General features: G+C 60.0%; 22 protein-coding genes and 1 pseudogene. 5 read left to right on the forward strand and 18 right to left on the reverse strand.

The window, feature by feature from the left end:
* Window positions 1-17 precede the first annotated feature (17 nt).
* The 4 genes from araG to KDX37_RS13240 all read right to left on the reverse strand — a co-directional run bounded on the left by araG (window position 18) and on the right by KDX37_RS13240 (window position 4,466).
* Window positions 18-1,541 carry an L-arabinose ABC transporter ATP-binding protein AraG gene (araG, locus tag KDX37_RS13225; protein ID WP_231653151.1) on the reverse strand — a complete coding sequence of 508 codons (1,524 nt, stop codon included), beginning with the start codon at window positions 1,539-1,541 and terminating at the stop codon, window positions 18-20.
* Window positions 1,542-1,595: 54 nt separating this feature from the next.
* Window positions 1,596-2,609, reverse strand: a complete 1,014-nt coding sequence (locus KDX37_RS13230; protein ID WP_231653152.1) for a substrate-binding domain-containing protein — start codon at window positions 2,607-2,609, stop codon at window positions 1,596-1,598.
* 174 nt (window positions 2,610-2,783) lie between these two features.
* Window positions 2,784-3,656 (reverse strand): SMP-30/gluconolactonase/LRE family protein, encoded by an 873-nt coding sequence (locus KDX37_RS13235; RefSeq protein WP_231653153.1) that lies wholly within the window; start codon window positions 3,654-3,656, stop codon window positions 2,784-2,786.
* Between the two features lie 90 nt (window positions 3,657-3,746).
* Window positions 3,747-4,466, reverse strand: coding sequence for a FadR/GntR family transcriptional regulator (locus KDX37_RS13240; RefSeq protein ID WP_231653154.1), 720 nt, complete (start codon window positions 4,464-4,466; stop codon window positions 3,747-3,749).
* A 219-nt stretch (window positions 4,467-4,685) separates the two neighbouring features.
* Between KDX37_RS13240 and KDX37_RS13245 the strand changes: the two genes are divergently transcribed.
* A complete protein-coding gene (locus KDX37_RS13245; RefSeq protein ID WP_231653155.1) occupies window positions 4,686-5,834 on the forward strand; it encodes an aldose epimerase family protein in 1,149 nt (382 codons plus the stop codon).
* A gap of 212 nt (window positions 5,835-6,046) precedes the next feature.
* Here the strand turns inward: KDX37_RS13245 and KDX37_RS13250 are convergent, their stop codons facing one another.
* The 13 genes and pseudogenes from KDX37_RS13250 to KDX37_RS13305 form a co-directional block, all read right to left on the reverse strand.
* The gene (locus KDX37_RS13250; RefSeq protein WP_231653156.1) at window positions 6,047-6,943 is read right to left on the reverse strand and encodes a metal ABC transporter substrate-binding protein; all 897 of its coding nucleotides are present in this window, start codon (window positions 6,941-6,943) and stop codon (window positions 6,047-6,049) included.
* Between the two features lie 11 nt (window positions 6,944-6,954).
* Window positions 6,955-7,824 (reverse strand): metal ABC transporter permease, encoded by an 870-nt coding sequence (locus tag KDX37_RS13255; RefSeq protein ID WP_231653157.1) that lies wholly within the window; start codon window positions 7,822-7,824, stop codon window positions 6,955-6,957.
* Window positions 7,821-8,570 carry a zinc ABC transporter ATP-binding protein AztA gene (aztA, locus tag KDX37_RS13260; protein WP_231653158.1) on the reverse strand — a complete coding sequence of 250 codons (750 nt, stop codon included), beginning with the start codon at window positions 8,568-8,570 and terminating at the stop codon, window positions 7,821-7,823. Before aztA ends, KDX37_RS13255 begins: the two co-directional genes overlap by 4 nt.
* Entirely contained in the window at window positions 8,567-8,698 is a 132-nt protein-coding gene (locus KDX37_RS29415) for a hypothetical protein (RefSeq protein WP_264759240.1), read from the reverse strand. The genes aztA and KDX37_RS29415 overlap by 4 nt, the downstream gene beginning before the upstream one ends.
* Window positions 8,699-8,766: 68 nt before the next feature.
* Window positions 8,767-11,541, reverse strand: a pseudogene (gene metC, locus KDX37_RS13265) (cystathionine beta-lyase).
* A 79-nt stretch (window positions 11,542-11,620) separates the two neighbouring features.
* Window positions 11,621-12,214 carry a cysteine dioxygenase family protein gene (locus KDX37_RS13270; RefSeq protein WP_231653159.1) on the reverse strand — a complete coding sequence of 198 codons (594 nt, stop codon included), beginning with the start codon at window positions 12,212-12,214 and terminating at the stop codon, window positions 11,621-11,623.
* Between the two features lie 74 nt (window positions 12,215-12,288).
* Window positions 12,289-13,125, reverse strand: coding sequence for an amino acid ABC transporter ATP-binding protein (locus KDX37_RS13275; RefSeq protein ID WP_231653160.1), 837 nt, complete (start codon window positions 13,123-13,125; stop codon window positions 12,289-12,291).
* Window positions 13,112-13,900, reverse strand: coding sequence for an amino acid ABC transporter permease (locus KDX37_RS13280; protein WP_231653161.1), 789 nt, complete (start codon window positions 13,898-13,900; stop codon window positions 13,112-13,114). Before KDX37_RS13280 ends, KDX37_RS13275 begins: the two co-directional genes overlap by 14 nt.
* Window positions 13,890-14,624, reverse strand: a complete 735-nt coding sequence (locus tag KDX37_RS13285) for an amino acid ABC transporter permease (protein ID WP_231653162.1) — start codon at window positions 14,622-14,624, stop codon at window positions 13,890-13,892. The genes KDX37_RS13280 and KDX37_RS13285 overlap by 11 nt, the downstream gene beginning before the upstream one ends.
* Entirely contained in the window at window positions 14,621-15,838 is a 1,218-nt protein-coding gene (locus KDX37_RS13290) for an aminotransferase class I/II-fold pyridoxal phosphate-dependent enzyme (RefSeq protein ID WP_231653163.1), read from the reverse strand. The genes KDX37_RS13285 and KDX37_RS13290 overlap by 4 nt, the downstream gene beginning before the upstream one ends.
* Window positions 15,835-17,256, reverse strand: a complete 1,422-nt coding sequence (locus tag KDX37_RS13295) for an FAD-binding oxidoreductase (protein ID WP_231653164.1) — start codon at window positions 17,254-17,256, stop codon at window positions 15,835-15,837. The genes KDX37_RS13290 and KDX37_RS13295 overlap by 4 nt, the downstream gene beginning before the upstream one ends.
* Window positions 17,253-18,092 (reverse strand): transporter substrate-binding domain-containing protein, encoded by an 840-nt coding sequence (locus KDX37_RS13300; RefSeq protein WP_231653165.1) that lies wholly within the window; start codon window positions 18,090-18,092, stop codon window positions 17,253-17,255. The genes KDX37_RS13295 and KDX37_RS13300 overlap by 4 nt, the downstream gene beginning before the upstream one ends.
* 66 nt (window positions 18,093-18,158) lie before the next feature.
* Window positions 18,159-18,995 (reverse strand): transporter substrate-binding domain-containing protein, encoded by an 837-nt coding sequence (locus tag KDX37_RS13305; protein ID WP_231653166.1) that lies wholly within the window; start codon window positions 18,993-18,995, stop codon window positions 18,159-18,161.
* Between the two features lie 246 nt (window positions 18,996-19,241).
* On the opposite strand from KDX37_RS13305, the gene KDX37_RS13310 reads away from it, so the two are divergent.
* The 3 genes from KDX37_RS13310 (at window position 19,242) to KDX37_RS13320 (ending at window position 22,243) form a co-directional block, all read left to right on the forward strand.
* On the forward strand, window positions 19,242-20,114 hold the full coding sequence (locus tag KDX37_RS13310; protein ID WP_231653167.1) for a LysR substrate-binding domain-containing protein: 873 nt from the start codon (window positions 19,242-19,244) through the stop codon (window positions 20,112-20,114).
* A gap of 69 nt (window positions 20,115-20,183) precedes the next feature.
* Window positions 20,184-21,404, forward strand: a complete 1,221-nt coding sequence (locus tag KDX37_RS13315) for a putative DNA modification/repair radical SAM protein (RefSeq protein ID WP_231653168.1) — start codon at window positions 20,184-20,186, stop codon at window positions 21,402-21,404.
* Window positions 21,401-22,243: a TIGR03915 family putative DNA repair protein gene (locus KDX37_RS13320; protein WP_231653169.1), complete on the forward strand. Its 843-nt coding sequence runs from the start codon at window positions 21,401-21,403 to the stop codon at window positions 22,241-22,243. Before KDX37_RS13315 ends, KDX37_RS13320 begins: the two co-directional genes overlap by 4 nt.
* A gap of 300 nt (window positions 22,244-22,543) precedes the next feature.
* Here the strand turns inward: KDX37_RS13320 and KDX37_RS13325 are convergent, their stop codons facing one another.
* Entirely contained in the window at window positions 22,544-23,386 is an 843-nt protein-coding gene (locus KDX37_RS13325; protein ID WP_231653170.1) for a PhzF family phenazine biosynthesis protein, read from the reverse strand.
* A gap of 166 nt (window positions 23,387-23,552) precedes the next feature.
* Between KDX37_RS13325 and KDX37_RS13330 the strand changes: the two genes are divergently transcribed.
* On the forward strand, window positions 23,553-24,179 hold the full coding sequence (locus KDX37_RS13330) for a LysE family translocator (RefSeq protein WP_231653171.1): 627 nt from the start codon (window positions 23,553-23,555) through the stop codon (window positions 24,177-24,179).
* Window positions 24,180-24,192: the final 13 nt, after the last annotated feature.

Below are 24,192 nucleotides of genomic sequence, written 5' to 3' on the forward strand. Positions count from 1 at the left end.
GGTCGAGGACCAGTGGTTCAGCCGCGCGTGCGTGGCAGAGCAAGTTGCAGAAGTCGCGATTCGTCAGCCTCGTCGCGATTGAGTTCGCCAGTGATTGCGCCTTCGCTCATCACCAGAATACGGTCCGAAATCCCCATGACTTCCATCAGGTCACTGGACACCACGATGACCGCAATACCATCGGCGGCCAGGTTGTGAATGATCTGGTAGATTTCGGATTTGGCACCAATGTCGATGCCTCGGGTCGGCTCGTCCAGCAGCAGGACTTTCATGGGCATCGACAGCCAGCGACCGAGAATCGCCTTCTGCTGGTTGCCGCCCGACAGGAATATGATCTGCTGGTCAGGCGATGGCGTCTTGACGTTCATCGACTGGATCTGGGTCCGTGCGTTATCCCGCTCCCAGCGACCCTGGATCAGGCAGCCCAGGTTCACGTGACGAGGCCTGGCGCCAATATTGATGTTTTCAGCCACGCTGGACAGCGGCACGATGCCTTCTTTCTTGCGGTCCTCCGGACAAAGCAGAATCCCGGCGGCAATGGCGTCGCGAGGTGACTTCAAATCGAGCGGTTTGCCATCGAGTTGCAAGGTCCCCGCAGTGCTGCGTGTCAGCCCGGAAAGAATCCGGAACAGTTCGGTGCGACCGGCACCTACCAGACCAAAAAAACCCAGCACTTCGCCCTTTTGCACGGCAAACGTCATCGGTTCCTTCAGCCCTGGCCCCAACAGCCCGGTGACGCGCAGGCTTGGCCCGTGATGCTCACGAGGCCGATAGTTGTAGATGTCCTGAATGTCGCGCCCGACCATGCACGTCACCAGGCGGTCGTGGTCCAGATCAGCCATTTGCTCGAACGTGCGCACAAACCGCCCGTCCTTGAATACGGTCACGGCATCGCAGACGCGGAAGATTTCTTCCATGCGATGGGAGACATACAGAATCACTTTCCCTTCATCACGCAGGCGCACGATGATTGCCATCAGACGGTCGATTTCGCGTGCCGACAGGCTGCTGGTGGGTTCGTCGAACGCAATGACATGAGCGTTACGCGACATGGCCTTGGCGATTTCCACCAGTTGCCGTTGACCCAGAGACAGATCGCCCAGGCGCGTGCCCGGATCGATCTCGTCTGCCAGCCCCTTGAGCAACTCACCTGCACGGCGCTGCATGGCCCGACGATTGATCAAACCAAAACGGTTGGGCATGTGCCCGAGCAGCAGGTTTTCGGCGACGGTCATTTCCGGCACCAGATGCAGCTCCTGGTGAATCACCGCAATACCTGCCGCAATGCTGTCGGCAGTGGATTTGAACTGGTGAGTCTGACCGCCAATCTGCAAGGCGCCGCTGTTGGGCTGGTAAGAGCCGCCCAGAATCTTCAACAGTGTGGATTTGCCCGCACCGTTTTCACCCATCAGCGCATGCACGCTGCCAGGCTTCGCCTCGAACGTGATGTCAGACAGTGCCTTGACGCCTGGAAAGACCTTGCCGATGCCTTCGAAGCGCAAAGTACCGCTGGTGGGTTGTTGCTCGATAGCCTGTTGCATGAAGCCGACCTCCTCGCAGGTTTGAGGGGCCCGGAATCAGGCCCCTCGTTCAGCTCACTTCCAAAGACCGATTTTGGTCAGGACTTCCTGGAAGTTGGCGCGGGTGATCAGCGTCACGTCGTCCATCGCAGTGTACTTCGGCGGCTCGGTGCCTTCAGTGACCCACTTATACATATACAGCGCGGTGTTGTAGCCTTCCTTGTCCGGGCTTGGCAGCATAGAACCAAAGAAGCCGCTTTCCTTTTTCTTCAACTCGTCGATAGCGTCGGTGCCGTTGATGCCGATTCCGATCACGTTTGCCGGTTTGAAGCCTGCGCCAGCAGTAGCACGTACGCCACCCAGAACAGTGTTGTCGTTCATGCCGCCCACGATCAGATTTTTCGCATCACCCGGCAGCTTGGGCAAAGCCGCGTTGGTCGAGTCCATGCTGCCTGGTACGTCGAGGGTTTTCTGAGGCGTGAACAGAATGTGGTCTTTCGGCAGGCCAGCCTTGGTCAACGCATCGACCGAACCGTCAGTGCGCTTCTTGCCAGTGTCCAGCTCGTTGTAGGTGTTGATGATTGCGTAAGTGCCCTTCCAGTCGCTTTCATCCCACTTGCGGTTCTTGGCTTCGGTCGCCATCGCCGCGCCCTGCTTCTGGCCCACTTCAAACGCGGCCATGCCCAGATACGGCACGTCCTCCATGAACTTGCCTTTGGCGTCGACAAAACGATCGTCAACCGCCATGACTTTCATGCCAGCAGCCTTGGTCTTGGCAACGATGGCCGGGCCGAGGGATACATCAGGAGGACAGATCACAAAGCCTTTGACGCCATTGGCCGCCAGGTTGTCGATAGCAGACAACGTCTTCTCGCCGTCGGGTACGGCGATCTTGATGACTTCAAAACCATGGTCCTTGCCTGCCTTTTCGGCAAAGGCCCATTCCGTCTGGAACCATGGCTCTTCAGCCTGCTTGACCAGAAAGCCGATTTTCACTTGTTCGGCAGCGGAAACGGCGCCGTTCATGCCCAGGATGGCGGTGGCGACAGCAGCACAGCACAGGGAACGGATCCCATGACGACTCAACATAGCTAACTCCTTATTTTTATTGACTAGCTACAACGTTCAGCAAGGTTCGATTCTGCAAACACGGCTGCGTTCGAGAATCGATTAAATAGTCATACCATATTATGAATGACCGCTATGTAACCTAATGTCACGCCAGCCCGAGACAAGGCCTTTTCATCTCTACATGCAGCGCGTTCAACCTGCAAAGCGGTGGCACGGCTGTCCGGCGATACCCACATCAGCCTTCAGCACCGCACCATCGAACTCACCGTGAGCGTCGGCGGGTGCGGCGCTGGTGACGTACAACGTTTTCAGCTCAGGGCCACCAAACACACAGCTGGTCGGGTGGCTGACAGGCAGATGAATGATCCGGTCGACGCTGCCGTCGGGGGCAAAACGGATCAGGCAGCTGCCGCCCCAGCGGGCATTCCAGACGTAGCCATCGGCGTCCATGGCCGAGCCATCGGGCGAGCCGCGATCATGCTCCTGCGCCCACACCTGTCGAGCGCCCAGCAGGCCGTCGGCCTGAATCGGGTATTGATAAATGACGTCATCGAGGGTGTCGGCGCTGTACAACACGTCTCCCGCGGCACTCCACAACAAGGTATTGACGATGCCCTGGCCATCCAGCAATGGCGTGACGTTTGCGTTTGCGTCGACCCGGAACAAGCCACCGGAGCGACGCACCAGCGGAACGTCGCCGCCCCGAGCATCGAGGTTGTTCTGCATGCTGCCGAGCCACAGGCGGCCCTGCGCGTCACATCGCGCCTCATTGGCGCGATTGCCAGAGACAGGGTCTGCAACACACAGCAGGGTCAAAGAGGTTTTTTCGGCGTTCAGGTCCAGACGGTAGACGCCACTGGCCAGCGTGACCAGCGCATCGCCCTGCTCGGTGGGGATAAACGCGGACACCGGCTCTGGCATGCGCCATTGGCGGTACTGGCCGTCAATGAGCCGGCAAGCGAGAAAGCCTGCGATGTCGACCCAATAAAGGGCTTGTTGCTCAACGTCCCAGCAGGCACCTTCGGCCAGCTTGAAACGGTGCTCGGATATAGGCGACCAATGCATGAAAATGTCCTTTGTTATTGTTGTAAAGGCTCTTTTCCAACGTGACGGAGTGTGCAGCGCGATGCAATTTCAACCTTGAATCAGTTGGGGTCAGCCCACCACCTGAAGCGGCGTCTTCTGCCGGGCAAAGAACGCATCAATCACCCCGGCCGCCTGTTCGATCAGACTCATGCAAGCCCACACTCCACGTGCGGCATCGCGGCTGGCAATCGCATCGGCAAGGTCCTTGTGCAGCGGCAGAGTCTTGCCCAATTCGCCCGGCACCGCCGAGGTCACCTCGAACGACACCGCCAGCAATGCGCCCAGAGCAGGCAGCATCTGCTCGATGAACTGGTTGTGACTGGCGGCCAGTACCGCTTCGTGAAAACGTCGGTCGGCCAGGTTGTAATCGCCTTTGTCCGTGACCGAGGTCTGCAGCAGGCGATACGCTTCCTGGATCTCGTCAATCTGCTGCGCAGTGGCCCGCTCGCAGGCCCAGCGCACCGCCATAGGCTCGATGGTTCTGCGTAAATCCAGCAAATCGCGTACGAAGCTCTCCGGCAAACCCTTGCGCGCCAGCCAGCCCACAACCTGCGGATCGAACAGATTCCAACTGCGCAACGGCAACACCCGTGTACCGACTTTTGGACCTACTTCCAGCAGCCCTTTGGCCACCAGCGTCTTGATCGCTTCGCGCAATACCGTGCGGCTGACACCCAGTTCCTCGCACAAGGCCGCTTCGACCTTCAGCGTCTGACCGGGCTCGACATTGCCTGCAGCAATCCAGGCGCCCAGCCAGTCCACCGTTGAAGCGTGAAAATTACCGCGCATATCCTGTTGCCCCATAGCCGACTCGGCGCAATCAGGCTAATCATCATATGAATAGCTGTCAAACCGACGAAGGTCGCAAATCCGCTGCTGGCAACTCTGCCATTACTAAATAGTATTACAATTCATTTTTCAAGCAGCATTTTTTGGTCTATAAATCCATTCATCGGATAAAAACCGATCAAATAGTCTTACCAATAAAAATAAAAGCGGGTAAAACAGATGAAAAAGCATGCTCTTCTCAGCACCATCGGACTGTCCTTGATGATCAGCACCTTGACCGCACACGCCGCAACGCTTTCCAGTGAACACAGCGCTTTCGGTCAACTGCCAGACGGCACCCCCGTCGAGAAATACACCCTGCGCAACAGCCACGGCATTGAGGCCAACGTCATCACTTACGGGGCAACGCTGCAGTCGCTGCTGGTCCCGGACAAAAACGGCAAAGTGGACGACATCGTGCTGGGCTTCGATGACGTACAGGGCTATCAGAACAACGGCACCGTGTACTTCGGCGCCACCATCGGTCGCTTCGGCAATCGCCTGGCGGGCGGAAAATTTCAGTTGGACGGCAAGACCTACCAGGTGCCGCTCAATGACAAAACCAATGCGCTGCATGGTGGCAACCAGGGCTTCGACAAACGTTTGTGGAAGGCCGAGAGCACCAAGACCGGTGATTCGGTCGGTGTGAAACTGACCTACCTTTCTCCGGACGGCGAGATGGGTTTTCCAGGAGCGTTGCTGACCGAAGTCACCTATAGCCTGAATGAACGCAACGAGCTGAAGATCGACTACCGCGCCACCACCGACAAGCCCACCGTGCTAAACCTGACCAACCACAGCTACTTCAATCTGGCAGGCGCAGGCAGTGGCGATGTCCTAAAGCAGGTCGCCACCCTCCACGCTTCCCACTACACGCCGGTCAATGACAAGCTGATCCCGACCGGCGAACTGCCTGCTGTGGCGGGTACGCCCATGGACTTTCTGAAGCCGACGGCATTTGGCAAGCACATCAAGGATGACCATCAGCAGCTCAAGTACGCCGAACCCAAGCAAGGGGGTTTTGACTTCAACTGGGTGCTCGACACCAAGGGCGACGTGAAGAAACTGGCGGCCGAAGTCAGCGATCCGCAATCCGGCCGCAAACTCCAGCTGTTCACTACCGAGCCCGGCGTGCAGCTGTATACAGGCAACTTCCTAGACGGCAGCATCCACGGCAAGGCCGGCAAGGTATATCCGCACTGGGGGGCGTTCACGCTGGAAACCCAGCACTACCCTGATGCACCCAATCAGCCGAAATTCCCCAGCACACGACTGGACCCGGGCAAAGCCTATACCCAGACCACTGTTTTCAAATTTTTGAATAACTGAGGCACGGTCGCGCAGCGTCTGCCCGGGCAGAGCTGCGCAAATGTCAGCAACTCGCAGGCAAGAGCACATGTCAGGTTCGTTGAGGTCGAGCACCGTGACGACAGGCGGACAGCTCACCGGTACGGGGCAAGGGATGGAGGCTATATGACGTGAGCGAGCGGTGTCGAGGTGACCGGCACCGCCGCCAGGTCAATGCGAATTACGGATGGCGCTTAAGGATGCTGCTTCATGGCGGCGAAAAGGGTGTCGACGTTGTAGCGGAACATCTTCGCGTAGGTCGGTGCAGGGCCATCGGCTGGCGACAGCGCTTCAACGTAAAGCTCGCCACCCGGTTGCGCACCGCTGGCCTCGGCAATCTGCTTGACCAAACGTGGGTCACCGGAATTCTCGAAGAAGTAAGCACTCACGTGCTCGGCCTTGATCTGACGAATCAGCTTGGAGACGTCTGCGGCAGAGGCTTCAGACTCGGTCGACAAACCCAGTGGCGACAGGAAGGTCACGCCATACGCATCGCCGAAATAACCGAAGGCGTCGTGAGACGTCAGGATCTTGCGATTGGCCGCTGGGATCGCCTTGATCTGGTCACGCGCATAGCTGTCCAGTTGCTGGAGTTCTGCGATATAGCGGTCGCCATTGGCCTCATACTGGCTGGCGCCGTCAGGGTCGGCTTTCTTCAAGGCGGCAACAATATTGCGCACATAGATCACACCGTTTGCAGCGCTGTTCCAGGCGTGTGGGTCGGTGATGCGCTTGCCGTCTTCATCCATGCTGCGAGTCTTGATGCCTTCGGACAGCACCACTGGCTTGCCTTTGTAACCCGAAGCCTTGATCAAACGGTCCATCCAGCCTTCCAGGTGCAGACCGCTGACAAACGTGACATCCGCCTTCTTCAAGGCCTGAGCGTCGGTCGGGGTGGGCTCGTAGACATGCGGATCGCCGTTGGGCCCGATCAGCGAGGTGACATGCACGCGGTCGCCGCCGACAGTGCTGACCATGTCGGCAATCACCGTAAACGAAGCGACGGCTTCCAGCGGTTTGGCCTGGGCCATGGAAGCAAAGGCCGACAACGCCATTGCCGCCATCGAACTCAACAACATCAATCGTTTCATGACATACCCTTTCAATGAGCCAGGTGAGGTTTGGGAAACAGCCGACGCACGATGCCCGTGCGCCCGAACAGCAGGGAGAAGCCATAAAACGCGCTGGCGGTCAGGACAATGGCAGGTCCCGACGCAACGCCCAGATGATAGGAAACGATCAGGCCGATCAGCCCTGACAGGGTCGCCAGTACGGTCGAGATCAACATCAGCGCACTGAGCGAGTTGGCCCAGAAGCGCGCCGCGGTGGCGGGCAGCATCATCATGCCCACGGCCATCAGCGTGCCCAGCGCTTGGAAGCCTGCCACCAGGTTCAGCACCACCAGCAGCAGGAACAACACGTGATACAGCGATCCGCGCCCACCGACGGCGCGCAGAAACCCCGGATCAAAGCACTCCAGCACCAGCGGCCGATAGATCACGGCCAGCAGCACCAACGTGAACGATGCAATGCCGCCGACCATGTAGATAGAAGCGCTGTCGATGGCCAGAATGGTGCCGAACAGCACGTGCAGCAGGTCGACACTGGAACCATGCAAGGACACGATCAGTACCCCGGCGGCCAGAGACGTCAGGTAAAAGCTGGCAAAACTGGCGTCCTCGCGCAACGCAGTGAGCCGGCTGACCAGGCCTGACAACAGCGCCACCGCCAGCCCCGCGATCAGCCCGCCAAACCCCATGGCCGGCAACGACAACCCGGCAATCATGAAACCCACCGCCGCGCCAGGCAGCACCGCGTGGCTCATCGCGTCACCGACCAGGCTCATGCGGCGCAGCATCAGCAACACGCCGACCGGCCCGGAGCCAATGCCCAGCGCCAGGCAGGCGACCAGTGCACGGCGCATGAAGCCGAATTCGACGAAGGGCTCGACAATCATGGTGTACAGCATCATGTGCGCTCACCTTCGTCATCACACAGCAAGGCGTCAGGGCTCCAGTATTCGGCCATGTCGCGGGCCTTGCGCAAATTGGCGACGCTGAGCACATCAGCCGTGTCGCCCCAAGCAATCGCTTCACGGGCCATCAGCAGGGTCTGCGGAAAGTGCTGACGCACCTGCTCGATGTCATGCAACACCGCAATCACCGTACGACCCTGACCGTGCCAGACACGTACCAGCTCCAGCAGATCGCGGGTGGTGCGTGCATCGATGGCGGTAAACGGCTCATCCAGCAGAATGACCGAAGCGTCCTGCAACAACAGCCGCGCAAACAGCACGCGCTGGAACTGACCGGACGATAGTGAACCCACGCTACGTACTTCGAATCCTTCAAGCCCGACGGTGCGCAGCGCTTCCTGAGTCTGTCGGCCATGGTCACGGCTCAAGCGCCGAAACGGGCCAATACTGTGCCAGGCGCCCATGGCCACTGTGTCCGCCACGCTCAAGGGAAAGGAGCGATCAATTTCGGCAGCTTGCGGCAGATAGCCGATGGTGCGGGTCGCAAGGCGACCACGGTCCACACGACCCTGCGCAGGTTTCATAGTCCCGGCGATGGCTTTGATCAGCGTCGACTTGCCCGCTCCGTTGGGGCCGACAATCGCCGTCAGGCTACCCGCCTCGAAGCGACCGCTGATGTGATGCACGGCAGGACGGCGCTCATAGGCGACGGTAAGGTTTTCCAGGCCGATGGCTGCGCTCACGGAATGGCCACCGACCAGGCGATGGCCAGCCACAGCAGCGCCAGAATGGCGACAGAAAAAAGGACTCGCTTCCAGGCTGATTGAGCCAGAACCGAGCCCGCAACGGACGGGGTATTGGGAGTCTTCACGTGCACATAACCTGCAACTATTTGTTACAGTATTACACGCCGCACAATGAAATGTTATTAAATAACATTCATCCTTGATCGACTGGCGACAGACACGCTGCAAACCCCCGTTGCAGGTCGTCGATCAATGTCGACAAGTCCTCCAGACCGATGTGCAACCGCAGCACGCTGTTCAACGCCCTGTCCGCCGCACTGTCGCGATCACTGACGTCAGCCACGGTAATCAGGCTTTCGTAGCCACCCCAGGACGCGCCCAGACCGAACAGCTGCAACGCGCCGATGAAGCGCTCGGGCAATCCGGCGTCGCTATCCTTCAACTCAAACGACAACAGCCCGTTGCTGCCGGTGAAGTCTCGCCGCCACAGGGCGTGGTGCGGGTGTTCAGGCAGCGCTGGATGGAAGACACGATTGACCTGTGGATGGGCTGCCAGCCAGTGCGCCACCTCAAGCGCCTGTCGCTCATGGGTGTCCATGCGCGACGCCAGTGTGCGTGCGCCACGCAACACCAGCCACGCATCATCAGGGCTGACTGCGTTGCCAAACGTGTCGCTCATGCGTCCTAGTTGCGGCCAGACCGACTCATGGGTGCAGACACTGCCCATCACCACATCGCTGTGCCCACACAGGTACTTGGTCAGCGCCATGATGGAAATGTCCGCGCCCAATGCCAGTGGCCTGTAGAGGTAGCCCGAGCCCCAGGTGTTGTCGACCGCCAGCAGGATACCGCGCGGCTTGCACAATGCGGCAATCGCTGGCAAATCGCACAGTTCATATAGCAACGAGCCCGGCACTTCGGCGTAGACCATGCGCGTATTGGCTTGCAGCTGAGCTTCCAGCCCTTGCCCATCGGCGGCGTAATAGCTCACTTCGATCCCGAACGGCTGAAGAAACTCGCGAGCAAGCCGCCGGACCGGCGAGTAAACCGCGTCGGTCAGCAACACATGATCACCGGGACGCAGGTACGCCAGAAAGGTTTGCGCCACGGCCGCAAGCCCAGTGCCAAACAGGCGTGTGCGGTAGCCACCTTCCAGCTCCGTGACCAGGTCTTCCAGGGCAAACGCGGTAGGGTTGCCCCGCGCGCCGTAACTCAGCAGCCGCTCGCTGTCCCGGCGTTTACGCACGTCGCGCATCTCACCGAGACTGTCGAACAACACCGTGCTCAGGCGCGTAACCGGCACGTTGACGCCTCGCGCCCCGCTACCTTTTGCGGTGCGCGCAGCGTGAACCAGACGCGTGCGAACCGGCGTCTGGCCGTTGTGCGCTGGGGTGGGCTGAAGCGGTTTGAAGCTGGCGATTTCCTGTTCGGTCATTTGTCCGAGAAGGCCGATTTCCCACGCCAGGTACTGACGTGCGGCGTCCTTGTTGCCTGAATGCCGATCATGGGTGTAAAACAGAAAGTCGATGCAATCGGCATCCGGCAGGCTGCCATTGTCTTCCTGGACAGGCAGGCCTGCGGCTTGCCAGGCCTGAACCCCGCCTTCAAGCAGGCGAACCTGCTGTCGCTGGGCTATGGGCAATTCCTGAACGGCAAGCTGTGCGACCGCAGGGTCGTCGGCCACCAGCACCACCGGCCGGGTTTCCAGTGCCAGCGCCCCGGCCAGCTGCGAACGAATCGACTAGCGGGCGCCTTCGATGTGCGCCTTGCGGTAGCTCATGCTCGGGCGCAGATCAATCACGGCCACTGCGGCATCTTTCTGCGCATCGACCAACGCCTTAACACTGATCACCGGCAACGCAGGCAAAGGCTCTTCACCACAGGCTGGCAGCGACAGATCTGCGTTGATACCCTGAGCCAGCACACACGCATCGTGCCCGAGCTGTCTTAGCCAACCGGCAATAATCGGTGCCCGGATACCTTCGGCATCCAGCACCACCAGCCGGGCCTGACGCACACCCACGTAAAGATCGGTCGACTGCACCAACTGGCCGCCCGGCGTGTGCTGCGCGCCTGGCAGACTGCCCGCAGCAAACTCTTCAGTAGTGCGCACATCACACAGAAACAGGCTGCGATCCGGTTCGCTCGCCCAGCGTCGCACCTGTTCGGCATCAACGGTTTGCACCTGAGCACGTTGGGCCAGGGCGTGCGCCGCTTCACGCTGGCGCCCATGATGGTCAGCCGACACCTGATCCGGGTAATGCCGGGCGCTGCCGTGCTCCAGTTGCAGGTCGGCCAGGTACCAGCCCTGAGTACCGTTCTCCAGGGCATATACCGGGTTTTTCACGCCCAGATCGATCAGTGTCTGCGCGCCGATAATGCTGCGGGTTCGGCCGGCGCAATTGACCACGATGGGCGTGCTTTCATCCCTGACCAGCTCCGGCAGGCGATAGCCCAGCTCGCCGTTGGGGCAGCAGACTGAACCGGGAATGGTCATCTTGCGGTATTCATCCAGCGGCCGGCCGTCGAGCACCAGCAATGGCTCGCCACGCGCCTGCCACTGCGCCAGTTCGGTCGCGCTCACATGCGGCGTGTGGCTGATCTGCTCGACCAGCTCACCGAACGCCTTTGACGGCACATGAACCCCGGCGAACAGCTGGCGACCCGAGGCCTGCCAGCCCTGCGCGCCACCTTCGAGAATGTACACGGTGCGATAGCCCAACGCCTTCAAACGTTGGGCTGCCCGTGGAGCGACATCACTGCCGTGTTCATCGTAAATCACCAACCGCACGGCCGGGTTGGGTGCCAGTCGCCGGATATCCAGTTCGAGGCGACTGTAGGGCAGCGTCACCCCATGAAACAGATGCGCTTCGCCGTACTGGCCATGCTCACGAACGTCGAACAGGGCGATTTCCTGTCCGTCGAACAGCCATTGTTGAAGGGTATCTGCGCTGATGGTCTGGCTCATGAGGGGCTCAGTGAATTGAAGGGATCAAGGCGATGGCCGACGCCCGCCGTTGCACATGCGCAACGATTGCGCCGACGCTTCAGTAGGCGCGGATCGAAGGCACCATCTGTGAGGCGTTGTAATTGAGTACGCGCCCGTCCGGGTTGACCCCGAAACGGCGGTTGAGCGATTCCAGCGGACGGCCATACAGGTGGAAATGCAAGGTGGGCTGCTCACCTTCGACCTTGATGCCATGCAGGTCATCGCCGAGAAAACTGATCGGCGTGCCGGGCTGAACCACCACTTCCTGCTCCAGTTCCAGTCGGGCAAACGCCGGATCACTGCCGTCATCGGTGCGCGCCCAGACATAGTTGATTTCCTGCCCCTGCACCGCGACGATCACCGCCCAGGTTTCATGGTTGTGCGGCACCGTGCTTTTGCCGGGCAGCAGCGAGTTCATGTACAGCGTCGGGGTCTCGCCATCGTCGTTCAGGCGATAACGGAACGCAGTGTCGCCCTCGCCTGGCACCGGAGCCGGAAACTCGGCGAAGTTGAACAGGTCATGCCGCTCGGCCAGCGTTTCGAGCAGCGCAACGATTTCCTGCAGGGCCGCACGGTCTAAGCCGCGCTGGTGGATCACTCGCACTTCTTGCAGAAATGCTTCGATGGCCTGGGTTCGGTCAGAAAGGCTCATTCAGTTACTCCCGGTTTCTTTCGGTTGGCGGTCGCGCACGTCATTCAAGGCGTAGGCGGTCTTGTCGCAAAGGCTTAAACGGACAGGCTGTAGCGGCTGATATTGCTCAGCAGGAATGGGTCACCCGCCCTCGAACGTCGACGTCCGGAATCCCCCAGCGCGTGGTGCAGAAACTGGGCAGTGCGCTCACTGATAGGGCGCTGGAAGATTTGCTCGGCGCTGCCGTGCTCGACAATCAGACCGTCTTCAGTGAAATACACCAGGTCACTGATCTCTTCGGCAAACCGCATCTCGTGGGTCACCAATACGCAGGTCATGCCCTCCTCAGTCAGCTCGCGGATCACCGCCAGCACTTCATCCACGGTTTCCGGGTCCAGCGCGGAGGTCACTTCATCGAACAGGATCAGTTCCGGACGCATGGTCAACGCGCGCGCGATGGCCACGCGTTGCTGCTGCCCCCCGGACAGTTGCCCTGGGTATGCATCCGCCTTGTGCTCCATACGCACCTTGGCCAGCAGCGCCCTCGCCTGCTTCTCGGCCTCGCCGCGCTCCAGGCCCAGTACCTTGCGCGGTGCGATCACCAGATTTTCCAGCACTGACAAATGCGGGAACAGGTTGTACTGCTGAAACACAAAACCGACGCGCTTGCGCAACTCGACGTGCTCGGCCTCACGGCTCAGCGTATCAACGCGTGTGTCACCTACCCGGATGCTGCCGCGCTGCGCTTTCAGCAGGCCGGTGATGCAACGCAGGATGGTCGATTTACCCGAGCCGGACGGTCCGATGATCGACACTGCCTGGCCGCGTCGCACATCAAGGTCGATGCCCTTGAGCACCCGATTGCTGCCGAATGACAGGTGCAGATCACGCAGGCTGACCAGCGGCTCGGCGACAGGATCAAAGGAAGGCATAACGTCGCTCCAGGTAGTGGGTCAAGCGGGAGATGGGGTAGCAATAGGCGAAAAACAGCACCAGCAGGCTCAGGTAGACGAGGACCGTGAAGCCGGTCTGGTTGACGGTATTGCTGGCCATTTGCGCGGTGTCGATCACGTCATGCACGCCCACCAGCGAAGCCAGCGCAGTGCCCATGGTGATCACCGCATACAAGTTCATCCAGGGCGGCAACATGCGCTTGAGGCACTGCGGCAGGATGATCGAACGGAAGATCTGCCCGCGCGTGAACGCCAGCGAACGTGCAGCCTCCCATTGCGCGCTGGGGATCGACGCCACGGCGCCGCGAAAGATCTCGGCCACATTGGCGCTGGCTGGCAATGCCAGGCCGATGGTGACTTTGACCCAGTCCGGAAAGGAGATGTAGCTGCCCGCAATCCTGATCTCGAACGGAAACACGTACGTCGAAAAGTAGATCAGCACCAGCCACGGCGCATTGCGAAACACCTGCACCCAGATCCGTGCCGGCAAACGCAGAATCCGAAACGGCGAAAGCCCCAGCGCGCCCAGGATCAGACCGAAGCAAGAGCCCAGGCCAATCGCGACCAGACTGATCAAGATGTTCTTGCCGAACCCTGCGGCCAGTGCGGGTGACCACTGCATCAAAGCACTGAACGCCGGACTGTTTGCGGCCCAGTACACCAGCACGAATACCACCGGCAGCGCAGCCGCCCCCAACAACAAATGACGTCGTGGCCAGGCGACTGGCGCTGCGACCGAAGAATCAATGTCCATAGCCGGGCATCCTCAAGCGGGTTTCCAGGGCGCGCCCTGCGCAATTGACCGCAAAGCTGAGCAGCCCGAAGAAGCTCAGGATCAGAATCATCAGTTCCAGCACATTGTCGCTCTGGGTCCAGATCATGATCGAGGCGTAAGTGATATCACCCACCGCGATGGCCGAGGCCACTGCCGTCATCTTCACCAGATCGATCAGGTTGTTGACCAGTGACGGCAAGGCAAAACGCAGCGCCAGGGGCAACTGCACGTTCCACAACAACTGTCGGCTGTTGAACGCCAGCGAGCTGGCCGCTTCCAGCGTCACGGCGGGTACGGCTTCGATACCGGCACGCAAGGCTTCGGCGTGGAATGCGCCCTTGTGCAGGGAAATCACAATCACCACCCAGGCGAACGGGGTCAACGGGTTGGCGGCACCGACGGCCTGGGTCAGCAACATGTTAAGCACCAGAAACGCGCAATACAGCTGCACCAGTGTCGGCGTGTTCCGGGTCACTTCGATGAAAATCCGCGACGGGGTCGCCAGCCACGGCTTGCCCGAGGTCAGCATTGACGCCAGAACAACCCCGACCAGCAGGCTGCCGATCCCTGTGAACAGGCACAGCCACACGGTGGTCAGCGCGCCATCGAGCATCGTGCCGCGCTGATAGGCATCGAGCAGAAAGGCATAGTTCAGGCCGAGGTCAGCGGTCCAGCGCACGAACACTTCAAGCCAATGGCTCATGACGCGTCTCCTTCATGCAGTTGTGCGCAGGCCAGCGCAATACGCCGTCCAGCTTCGCGGACCGTTTCAGTCGCCGTCGCGATGGACAGGCGAAACCACGGCGACAGGCCATAGGCACTGCCCACCACACTGGCCACCCCACACTCCAGCAGCCAGGCGACCACATCGGCGTCGCTGTCCAGACGCTGGCCGTCCAGCCGACGACGTCCCAAAAGCCCCGCGCAACGCACAAATACAAATAAGCCGCCGTGCGGCATCAGCACTTCAAGCCCAGAGACCTGACTGAGTGATTCAACCAGCAGATCACGCCGCAACCGATAGGCCGCCACCTGCCCGGGCAGAAAATCCAGACCTCCCTCGAAGGCTGCCAGCGCAGCGGCCTGGCCAATGGACGATGCACCGGATGTCGACTGCGATTGCACCACCGCCATCGCATCGACCAGGCGTTTCGGCCCGGCCGCCACACCGATGCGCCAGCCAGTCATGGCGTAGGTCTTCGACACACCGCCTACCCACAGGCAACGCGGCTGAAGGTCCGGGGCAACATTCAGAAGACTCAGCGGCACTTGCCCATCGAAACGAATGTGTTCGTACAGTTCATCCAGCAAAATCAGCACCTGCGGATGGCGTCGTAATACGTCGGCCAGCGCCAGCAACTCGGCTTCGCTGTACACCGCGCCGCTGGGGTTGCCGGGGCTGTTAAGAATCAGCCAGCGAGTCCGCACATTGATGTGCTGCTCCAACTGCAGCGGGGTCAACTTGCAGCCCTGCTCCAGACCGCATTCGATCAATACCGGTTCGCCGCCGTTGAAACGCACACTGTCTGGAAATGAAGGCCAATACGGCGCTGGCACCAGCACCTCGTCCCCATCGTTCAGGGTCGCGGCAAATACGTTGAAGATGATCTGCTTGGCGCCATTGGCAACCACGATCGAATCCAGCGAATAGTCCAGCCGGTTTTCCCATGCGAGCTTGCGTCGGACGGCCTCACGCACTGCGCGTACGCCGGGCGTCGGCGTATATTTGGTATCACCCCGCTCGATGGCCGCGCAGGCCGCTGCCTTGATGTGTAACGGCGTATCGAAGTCGGGCTCGCCGGTGGTCAGGTCGAGAATGTCCAAGCCGGCTTCGCGCAATGCCGTTGCCTGCGACCTGGCCGCCGCGTTGGCAGATAGCGAGACCCGCTGCACGCGTTTTGAAAGAATGAAAGTCATGCCCGAGCCTCCAGCACTTTGCCAGGATTGAGCAGATTGAGCGGGTCCAGCACCTGCTTGATACGGCGCATCAGGTCCAGCTCTACCGGGCTTTTGTAGTGTGCCAGCATCTCCAGCTTGCGCTGACCGATGCCGTGCTCGGCGCTGATCGATCCGCCATGGGCATGCGCGCTGTCGTGCACGATCTGACTCAGCTCGGCATAACGGGCCATGTGCGCTTCGATACTGCAACCCAGCGGGTGCGCGACGTTGTAGTGCAAGTTGCCGTCGCCCAGATGGCCAAAGGTGAAGTTACGAACACCGGGGAAATGGTTCTGCAATAACGCGTCTGTCCGGGACACGAACTCAACCACACGGGAAATCGGCACGGAGATATCGTGCTTCATGTTTCGTCCATGGCGTTTCTGCGCGTCACTGAGGTTTTCGCGCAACAGCCAGAAGGCCGCGCTTTGGGCCAGGCTCTCGGCAATCAGCGCATCGGCCAGCAGACCGAACTCAAAGGCTTGCCCCAACACCGCTTCGAACGATGCCCGGGCGTGTTCATGGCTGTGGTTGTCAGACAGCTCCAGCAAGGCAAACCAGGACTGCGGTGCATCACGAAACGGCTGTGCACCGCCCGGGAACTGCTCGCGCAACAACGCCAGACAATCGGCACTCAACAATTCGAAGGCCGTCAGGCCTGCGCCAAAACCCGCCTTGGCATGGGACAGAAAGCTGACCGCATCGCTCAGCGAATCGAAGGCCAGAAACGCGGTGGTGACGGCCTTTGGCAGTGGAAACAGTTTCAGCGTGGCGGCCGTGATGATGCCCAGCGTACCTTCACTGCCGATGAACAGATCGCGCAGGTCATAACCGGTATTGTCCTTGCGCAGACCGCGCAACCCGTTCCAGATTTCGCCCTGGGCGGTGACCACTTCCAGCCCCAGCGTGAGCTCGCGCATATTGCCGTAGCGCAACACTGCATTGCCGCCTGCATTGGTGCCAAGGTTGCCACCGATGGTGCAGCTGCCCTGTGAACCCAAGGTCAACGGAAACAGGCGGTCCGCCTGACGCGCAATGTCCTGCACATGCTGCAACACGCATCCGGCTTCGACAGTCAGTGTGTCGTTGTCGACATCAACCTCGCGCACCCGGTTCATGCGGTCCAGCAGCACCAACACCGCCGTGCCATTCGCGTCTGGCGTCGCGGCGCCCATCAACCCGGTATTGCCGCCTTGCACCACCACAGGTGCCGCATGTGCCGCACACAGCCGGACCACCGCTGCAACCTGCCCGGTATCGGCTGGGTGAACCACCGCCACCACCTGCCCGATGTAGCGCGCCTGCTTGTCGATCAAACGCTCACGCGATTCGTCAGCACGTTGCACGTGACGGTCGCCCAGCACGTTCTGCAACGCCTCGAACAGCTGCTCACTCACGGTGCAACGGCCAGCGGTGCAGCGTTACGATATTTTTCGTGCAGCGCCAGCAGCGCAGACGACGGCGCCATTCCGGTACGGTTGCCCAACTCGATCAACCAGGCACTGCGGTGCCAGTCGCGGACGATGGCATCCAGACGCGCCTGAAGATCAGACTCGCCCTTGCGCACCCAGATAACCGACGGCGAAGGGATCAGGTCGGTCGGTAACGGAAACTCGTAATCAGACCATTCGCCCTCACCCAGCAGGGTGCGCATGGTCGGGCTCACATGCACTGCCGCCACACAGCCATTGCCCCGCAACGACAACAGAGACTCCGACTGGCTGCGGAAGGCCTTGATCTGGGCGCCGTACACTTCCTGCAAGGGCTTGATGAGGTTGCTGCCCTGCGACACGCAAACCGGCTTGTCCTTGAGGTCTTCCCAGCGCGTAATGCCCGCGCCTTTGCGAACCAGTGCCGCGCCACCCACTTCTTCGTACGGGGTCGGCACGTAGTCGAGGATCTGCGCACGCTCTTCGGTGAGCTGCATGTTGGCGATCAACAGGTCGACCTTGCCCTGCTGCAGAAACTGCACGCGGTTGGGCGCCAGTACCGACACCGTTTCTGCATCGACATTCAGGCGTTTGGCGATCTCTTTCGCGAGCTCGACGTTATAGCCCTGATGCTCACCGGTTGCCGGGTCAATGGTGCCGAATGGCGGGCCGCTGAGCATCACGCCGACGCTGACCTTGTGTCGCTCGCTGATCCTGTCCAGTGTCGCGTCGGCCTGGGCAAAACCGGCACACAGGATCAGCCCTAGTGCGGTCAGTGTCTTGATCGATAACATACGGTTCATGAGGGTCTTCCTTGAGGGCCGACACACTGCGCGTCGGCCAGGGAATTGAAGGCGTGGGCGCGACGATCAGGCGCCCTTGAATTGCTCATGCAACTCAACCAGCGCAGGCGATGCAGGGGTGATGTTGTGACGCTTTTCGACGTCGATCAGCCAGCCGGTGCGATGCCAGTCCTGCACGATGCTGTCGAGACGTTTCTGGGTATCGGTTTCGCCGGAGCGGGTCCAGATCACCGACGGTGCCGGGTTGAGTTCCGGGGTAATGGCGCGGTAATCCTTCCACTCAGGGTTGCTGGCGAGTAACGGGTTGATCAGCGTAGCGTCATGCACGGCGGCGACGCAGTTGCTGCCACGCAATGCCAGCAAGGACTCGGCTGAACTCTTGAACGCCTTCAACTGGGCACCGAACCCGGTCAGCGGCTTGATGTAGCTGCTGCCCTGAGACGTGCACACCGGTTGATCCTTGAGGTCTTCCCAGCGCGTGATCTTGCTGTCCTTGAGCACTGCCGCAGTGCCACCCACTCGATAGAAAGGCGTGGGCACCGAGCCCAGCAACTGCCCGCGCTCCGGCGTCCACTCCATGTTTGCAATCAGCAGGTCGACCTTGCCCTGCTGCAGAAACTGCACGCGATTGGCGGTCAGTACAGACACCAATTCGACCTCGACGCCCAGTCTGCGCCCGATGTCCTGAGCAAGGTCCACATTGACGCCTTCCGGAGTTCGCGTGGCCGGATCGATGGAGCCAAACGGCCCACCGGACAGCAGCACACCGACCACCAGACGATGACGCTCCTGGATCTTGTCCAGCGTTGCATCAGCCCACACTGCCCCGCTGACCGCCATGGCAGACACAACCCCCAACAGGGCCGGAAGAAAACGAGAGACGGTTGAGCGAGTGTGCGACATGGATTTCCCCTGGCAGATGATCGGCGTACCCCGACCTGATGCCGCGACACTACGGATCGCCGTGGCTTAACGGAAATTCAAATATCAAATATGGTTATAACTTTCAGTGCGGCTCTGCGCTTGACGCTTACGCATGCCCCGTATTTGCTGGGCTTTCTTTGCCGACTCTGAAAGAACTACACAGCATCCATAAAGATCCGTAATGTATTTACCTGCCAACCTGATATGAAATCGGTCCAAAAGCTCATGCCTGATCTGCCTCGCTCCCCTTCAACCCTGGACCTGGAACTGCTGCGCACTTTCGTGGCAGTGGTCGATCACCCAAGCTTTGCTGAAGCGGGCGTCAGCCTGTCGCGCACGCAGTCGTCAGTCACTCAGCACATGCAGCGTCTGGAACAACAAGTGGGCGTGACGCTGTTTCAGAAACAGGGACGCCAGAAGCAACTCACAGAGCCCGGCCGACAACTGCTGCGCCACGCCCGACAGATGCTGTCGCTCAACGACGACGCGTTGAATTCATTGCGCGAAAACAGCCTCAGCGGCGTCTTGCGCATCGGTTCACCGCATGACATTGCCGACACCATCCTGCCGCCGCTGCTCAGCCATATCGCCCGCTCGGCACCGCAACTGCGCCTGGAGATAGACGTCGGGCGCAGCCCGTTCCTGATGGAAGACCTGCATCGCGGCAAAGTCGACATGGTGATTTCTACCCGCGAAGATCCGACGCTGGAAGGTTTTGCGCTGCGCACCTCGCCCGTCTGGTGGATCTGCTCGGCGCAGTACATTCATGTGCCGGGCGAACCATTGCCCCTGATTCTGGTGGACGAACCCAGCATTTATCGGCGCTATGCCTTACAAGCGCTGGAAGCGGCCAATATCCCGTGGCGGCAGGCGTACCTGGCGTCCAATCTGATCGGCATCAAGGCGGCAACGCGTGCAGGCCTGGGTGTCACCCCGCGCAGCATGGAGATGCTTGGGCCAGACATGCGCGTCCTCGGGGAAAGAGAGGGATTGCCACGCATGCCGGACGTCACGTACCACCTGTGGATCAGGCCCAACACCGTCAACCCGCTGGCACGCAAGGCGTATGAGTTGATCCGCACCAGCCAGGGCTTGTAACGCTATACGGTACTTGTGCCTGACCAGCCGACCCTATACTGTACATGCACACAGTAATAGGGGCATTTCATGCAGCTCATCGACAAGCTCAGCATTCTGGCGGACGCCGCCAAGTACGACGCGTCATGCGCCAGCAGTGGAGCCCCCAAGCGCAGCTCTCAGAATAAATCCGGGCTGGGCTCCACCAACGGCATGGGTATCTGCCACAGCTACACGCCTGATGGCCGTTGCGTGTCGCTGCTGAAAATCCTGCTGACCAATTTCTGCCTGTACGACTGTCAGTACTGCGTCAATCGTCGCTCGAGTGACGTGCCGCGTGCCCGTTTCAGCCCTGAAGAAGTGGTCACCCTGACGCTGGATTTCTACCGCCGCAATTGCGTGAGCGGCCTGTTCCTGAGTTCGGGGATCATTCGCTCGGCGGACTACACCATGGAGCAACTGGTCGAAGTTGCCCGCCTGCTGCGCGAAGTGCACGAATTTCGTGGCTACATCCACCTCAAGACGATTCCGGACGCAGACCCTGCGCTGATCGAAAAGGCCGGCCGTTATGCAGACCGACTGAGCGTCAACATCGAACTGCCCACCGATCTCAGCCTGCAGACCCTCGCGCCGGAAAAAGACGTCGCCTCCATCAAGCAGGCGATGCAGACGATCTACACTGGCGAGCAGACCGTGCGCAACGAACCGCGCTCACCGCGTTTCGCACCTGCTGGGCAAAGCACGCAAATGATTGTGGGTGCCGACGCCACAGACGACAGCACCATCCTGCACAGCGCACAGTCGCTTTACAGTAACTTCAAGCTGCGCAGGGTTTACTACTCTGCGTTCAGCCCGATCCCCAACAGCCCCAACAGCGTGCCGCTGGCCGCCCCGCCGCTGATGCGCGAACACCGACTGTATCAGGCTGATTTTCTGTTGCGCGGTTACGGTTTCACCGCAGGCGAACTGCTCAACGGCCCAGGCGATCTGGCACTCGATATCGACCCGAAACTGGCGTGGGCCCTGGGCAATCGGCAGGTGTTTCCGCTGGACCTGAACAATGCCGACCCGGCGCTGATCGCTCGCGTGCCGGGGATCGGCATCCGCACCACACAACGGCTGGTCGAGTTGCGCAGGCAGCGGCGCATTCGTTACGAAGACCTGACCCGCATGCGCTGCGTGCTGGCCAAGGCCAAGCCGTTCATCATCACCAGTGATTACCACCCGCCGCAGGCCGAAACCACTAGTGAGCTGCTGCACCACCAGTTGCGCGACCGGCCACAGCCACAACAGATGGGCCTGTGGGGATGATCTGCCTGGACTGCGACGACTTGTTCGACACCTGGCGCCAGCAGGCTCGCTGGCTATTGAGTCATGAAATCGACCCGAGTCGGGTCAGCTGGACGTCACCCGACGCCGCTGACCTGTTTGCCAGTGATGAAGAACTTCCCCAGACCCAAGGCCCCTTTCAGGCACGTGCCCCGCTTGCGTTGCTTGAGTTGCTGCAAAGCGCATCGCGCTACCGGGGTGAACAGCGCTGGAGCCTGTTGTATGAAGTGCTGTGGCGCGTCAGCCATGGTGATCGAACCGCCATGATGGCTGGCTACAAGCTGGGCAGTGAACTGCATCGTCGCCTCAAGTCGATCAGCCGTGAGGCGCATCACCTGCATGCGTTCCTGCGCTTCGTCGCGCTGCCACCTTCGGACAACGAGGCAGAAATACTGCGCCCCCAGTATGTCGCCTGGCATGAACCGGCCCACGACATCCTGCACAGCGCCAGCGAGCATTTCATCGGCCGCATGGGTCAGCATCGCTGGTTGATTGCCACGCCACAGGACGGCGTTTACTACGACGGCAAGCAACTGATTCATGAGCGTCGCTGCCCGCAAGCATGGGCCACAATGGCTCGCCAGGTAGAAGACCCACACGGCGAGCTGTGGCTGACCTATTACAGCCACATCTTCAACCCGGCGCGGCTGAACCCCAAGGTCATGGAAGGCCATTTTCCGTCACGCTTCTGGAAAAACCTGCCCGAAGGTCCGCTGATCCCGGCACTCATCAGCCAGGCCCGGACCGGCAAACAGCGCGATGGTCAGGCCAGCGATATTGCTGCCAGAAGGGGCAAGAAAATCAAGACTTCCGGAGCCTGAACATCCGCGAACCGGGCCCTTGCGCCCCCCCCATGCAAGAACCTCAGTACACCCCCTTCAGTGAGCGTGCTCACGAAGACGCCCGGTACATCTGTTACATATGCGCTGGCTATGCATCAGCCTTCGCCAACAAGCTTGCTCTCTCGTCAGTCAGGTCTTAGGTTCTGTACGAAAAGTCGGCGAGCGAAGGTCAGGCAAGGCAAAAACAGGCGAGGAAGCGGAGTCTACTGGCTGTAAATGAGCATTCTGAGCCTGTTTTTAACGCAGCATCACCGAGCGCAGCCACTTTTCGTACAGAGCCTAGAGCAAAACACGTCCATTGATGCAGGTCACGGTTGATCCGCCTACCCAAATGTCGTCACCTGTTTTTGTGATCGTCAGTCTGCCTTTGCGCCCCATGGCAGTGCCTTGGCTGACCACATAGCTGTCCGGCGCCAGCCCTTCGCTGAGTAGCCAGCGGGCAATGCCGGCATTCAAGCTGCCGGTCACCGGGTCTTCGGGCATTCCATCGCCTGGCACGAAGGCACGTACTTCAAATTGCGCCTCGTCGCCGTCCACCCGAACATCCCAGGGCGCAAATACTCCGAATTTAAGTCCGCTCAGCTGTGAATAATCCGGCTGTAAAGCCAGAACACTGGCGCGGTCCGCCAGGCGAATCGCAATCCAGTCAGCGCCGTTGCTCACCCAGCGGGCGTCAAGGACAGCACCATGAGCGAGTCCCAGACCGTGGCGAATCCTCTCGATTACCTCGGTGTCTACTGCGCCGAAACGCAACAACGGCGGCGCGGTAAAGGCCAGTTGTGTGCCTTCCTTTCGTATCCGCACCAGACCGATGCCGCATTCCTGAATGATTTCATCGCCACGCGCAATTCCGCCCGCTTCCAGCCAGGCATGACACGTGCCCAGTGTCGGATGGCCGGCGAACGGCAACTCCTCAAGCGTGGTGAAGATCCGTACACGGTAATCGGCGCGTGGATCCACAGGCTGGAGCAAAAAAGTGGTTTCGCTGAGGTTGGTCCAGCGTGCGAACGCCGCCATCTGTTCATCACTCAGACCATCCGCACCGAGCACGACAGCCAAGGGGTTGCCCAGCAGTGGCTTGTCACTGAAAACGTCCAGTTGCTTGAAATCGAACGATGGCATCAGAAGCGTCCCTTGCAGATATGAAAGCGCTAGATTGCCACGCAAGGTCCTGAAGATACACATGACTGTTGCGCAATATTTCAGGTCAGCTGTACGACACGACTTAGCCGGACGTCCGCTAACGTTTCAAGTGATTCGCCATCAGATTCGATAAGGGACCGTCGTGATGCCTGATCTCCAGACACTGCTTGTTTTCAGTGGCGCCATCGGGCTGCTGCTACTGTCACCCGGTCCGAACATGGCGTTCGTTCTCAGCCATTGCGTGGCTTACGGGCGGCGTGGCGCGACAGCCGTAGCATTAGGTATCGCATTTGCCGACAGCATACTGACCGTTCTGACCGCGACCGGTGTGACCGGGCTGGTCGCGGCATGGCCACCGTCGTTCGACATCATTCGTTACTGCGGCGCGTTTTACCTGCTGTGGATGGCCTACAAGACACTGCAAAACGGAGGCTTGTGCAAGGCACAGATCGAACAAGAAATTTCCACACAGGCGATTTTCTGGCGAGCCACGCTCAACAGCCTGCTGAATCCAAAGGCGCTGCTGTTTTTCATTATATTTTTGCCACAATTTGTGAAACCAGACGCGGACAGAATTGCCCAACAGTTACTGGTGCTTGGGGCCTTGCTGACAATACTGGCCCTGATCTTTCATCTGGTGCTCGGGATCTTCGGGCACTCGGTGAGCCGGATTTTCTATGCCAACAATCGCTTCTCCCGGCTTCAGCCCAGGCTACTTGCTGGAATGCTGACGTTGCTGGCGGCGCGATTGTTGGTGATCTCCCGAACTTGAATTGCAAGCCATC

It is taken from the genome of Pseudomonas californiensis (assembly GCF_021147775.1).
Lineage (GTDB): Bacteria > Pseudomonadota > Gammaproteobacteria > Pseudomonadales > Pseudomonadaceae > Aquipseudomonas > Aquipseudomonas californiensis.

Bases quoted from the DNA above. Each gene is read 5' to 3' on its own strand.
- araG (WP_231653151.1), bottom strand. From the start codon at position 1,541: ATGCAACAGGCTATCGAGCAACAACCCACCAGCGGTACTTTGCGCTTC.
- KDX37_RS13230 (WP_231653152.1), bottom strand. From the start codon at position 2,609: ATGTTGAGTCGTCATGGGATCCGTTCCCTGTGCTGTGCTGCTGTCGCC.
- KDX37_RS13235 (WP_231653153.1), bottom strand. From the start codon at position 3,656: ATGCATTGGTCGCCTATATCCGAGCACCGTTTCAAGCTGGCCGAAGGT.
- KDX37_RS13240 (WP_231653154.1), bottom strand. From the start codon at position 4,466: ATGCGCGGTAATTTTCACGCTTCAACGGTGGACTGGCTGGGCGCCTGG.
- KDX37_RS13245 (WP_231653155.1), top strand. From the start codon at position 4,686: ATGAAAAAGCATGCTCTTCTCAGCACCATCGGACTGTCCTTGATGATC.
- KDX37_RS13250 (WP_231653156.1), bottom strand. From the start codon at position 6,943: ATGAAACGATTGATGTTGTTGAGTTCGATGGCGGCAATGGCGTTGTCG.
- KDX37_RS13255 (WP_231653157.1), bottom strand. From the start codon at position 7,824: ATGATGCTGTACACCATGATTGTCGAGCCCTTCGTCGAATTCGGCTTC.
- KDX37_RS13270 (WP_231653159.1), bottom strand. From the start codon at position 12,214: ATGAGCCTTTCTGACCGAACCCAGGCCATCGAAGCATTTCTGCAAGAA.
- KDX37_RS13275 (WP_231653160.1), bottom strand. From the start codon at position 13,125: ATGCCTTCCTTTGATCCTGTCGCCGAGCCGCTGGTCAGCCTGCGTGAT.
- KDX37_RS13280 (WP_231653161.1), bottom strand. From the start codon at position 13,900: ATGGACATTGATTCTTCGGTCGCAGCGCCAGTCGCCTGGCCACGACGT.
- KDX37_RS13285 (WP_231653162.1), bottom strand. From the start codon at position 14,624: ATGAGCCATTGGCTTGAAGTGTTCGTGCGCTGGACCGCTGACCTCGGC.
- KDX37_RS13290 (WP_231653163.1), bottom strand. From the start codon at position 15,838: ATGACTTTCATTCTTTCAAAACGCGTGCAGCGGGTCTCGCTATCTGCC.
- KDX37_RS13300 (WP_231653165.1), bottom strand. From the start codon at position 18,092: ATGAACCGTATGTTATCGATCAAGACACTGACCGCACTAGGGCTGATC.
- KDX37_RS13305 (WP_231653166.1), bottom strand. From the start codon at position 18,995: ATGTCGCACACTCGCTCAACCGTCTCTCGTTTTCTTCCGGCCCTGTTG.
- KDX37_RS13310 (WP_231653167.1), top strand. From the start codon at position 19,242: ATGCCTGATCTGCCTCGCTCCCCTTCAACCCTGGACCTGGAACTGCTG.
- KDX37_RS13315 (WP_231653168.1), top strand. From the start codon at position 20,184: ATGCAGCTCATCGACAAGCTCAGCATTCTGGCGGACGCCGCCAAGTAC.
- KDX37_RS13320 (WP_231653169.1), top strand. From the start codon at position 21,401: ATGATCTGCCTGGACTGCGACGACTTGTTCGACACCTGGCGCCAGCAG.
- KDX37_RS13325 (WP_231653170.1), bottom strand. From the start codon at position 23,386: ATGCCATCGTTCGATTTCAAGCAACTGGACGTTTTCAGTGACAAGCCA.
- KDX37_RS13330 (WP_231653171.1), top strand. From the start codon at position 23,553: ATGCCTGATCTCCAGACACTGCTTGTTTTCAGTGGCGCCATCGGGCTG.